This window comes from Bowdeniella nasicola (genome assembly GCF_001907295.1).
In the GTDB taxonomy this organism is placed as follows: Bacteria; Actinomycetota; Actinomycetes; order Actinomycetales; family Actinomycetaceae; genus Bowdeniella; species Bowdeniella nasicola.
Genome location: NZ_MQVR01000157.1, coordinates 1 through 1,561 on the forward strand (window position 1 = coordinate 1; position 1,561 = coordinate 1,561).

Genomic DNA, 1,561 nt, shown 5'->3' on the forward strand with positions numbered 1-1,561 from the left:
GACGCCTTCCAAGAGCGGTCGCTGCGTGACCTGCTGATCGAGGCGATCCGCTACGGCGACCAGCCCCAGGTCAAGGCCAAGCTCGACCGCATCATTGATGCCGGCGTCTCCCACGGCCTCGACGAGATGCTCGCCGAGCGCGCGCTCCACCCCGAGATGTTCTCCGCCCTCAACCTCGACGAAGTTCGCGCACGCATGGAGAAGGCCCGCGAACGCCGACTCCAGCCCGGCTACATCGCAGCCTTCTTCCTCCCCGCGCTCACCCGGCTCGGCGGGCGCATCCGCAAGCGAGAGAACGGACGCTACGAGATCACTCGCGTGCCGGCCCGCGTGATCGACACGGCGCGACGCCTCAACCGATGGGCACCCGTCGCTGAGCAGTACGAGCGCATCACCTTCGAACTTGCACGCATGCACCCCGACGGCCTCGCCGACGCCGCCCTCATCGCACCAGGCCACCCGCTACTGCACGCCGTGATCGAGGCAACCATCGACGACCTCGGCCCCACCCTCAAGCAGGGCACGGTGCTGGTCGACCGGCGCACCAAGCAGACCGACGCACCGATGCTGATGTTCAGCGTCGAGCAGCGCATCGAGAACACCGCCGCCGATGCCGACACGGTCTCTCACCACTTCGACTACCCACTCCTCGAACACGACGGCACCGTCACCGTGTCCGCAGCACCCCCATACCTCGACTACGACCGCCCCGACTCGACCGAGACCGAAGCCATCGCTGACATCACGGGCAGCGACTGGGCGCGACAGAACCACGAGAAGATCGTGCGCGCGTGGGCCTACCGTGAAGGGCTCCAGCCCCGCATGGACGAGATCAAGACCCGACTCGACATCGAGACCGCGCGCACCCGAGCGCAAGTGAAGGATCGCCTGCTGGCAGAGATCAACCACTGGGACCGCGAACACAACCGCCTCGAAGCCCTCGAACGAGCAGGCACCATCGGCAGGCTCCGCGCCGAGACCGCACTCGCTCGCGCCCGACAACTCGATGAACGGCTGAGCCACCGACTCGAACAGCTCGATGCGGCCACCAACCTTGTCGCCGTGCCCGCCGTCATCCGCGGCGCCGCACTCGTCATCCCCAGCGCACTCCTCACGACCGACAACGAGCCTGAAGCCCAAACCTTTGCCCGCCAGACCGAGGAAGTCGAGCGACGAGCAGTCGAAGCCGTGCTCGCCGCCGAGCGAGCACTCGGACGCGAACCGGTCGAGATGCCGCGCAACAACCCCGGCTACGACATCCAGTCCACCGACAAGAGCGGCTTCGTCCACTACATCGAGGTCAAGGGCCGGATCGTTGGTTCCGACACCTTCACCATCACCACCAACGAGATCACCTTCGCCCAGACCCAAGGCGACCGGCACCGGCTCGCCCTGGTCGAAGTCTCAACCAGCGGCGCTGACCACGACCAGTTGCGGTACGTGAGCGACGCCTTCACCCACCTGGAACCGTCCGCGACCACCCGTTCCTACAACGAGGTCTGGCGCGACTACTGGGAACGCGGAGGACCACCGCGATGACCCACACCACCGACAACAACCA

General features: G+C 66.5%; 1 protein-coding gene. It reads left to right on the forward strand.

Annotated features, from left to right (window positions below; genetic code table 11):
* On the forward strand, positions 1-1,539 hold a 1,539-nt coding region (locus BSZ39_RS12760; protein ID WP_143180551.1), incomplete at its 5' end, for a protein NO VEIN domain-containing protein.
* Positions 1,540-1,561: the final 22 nt, after the last annotated feature.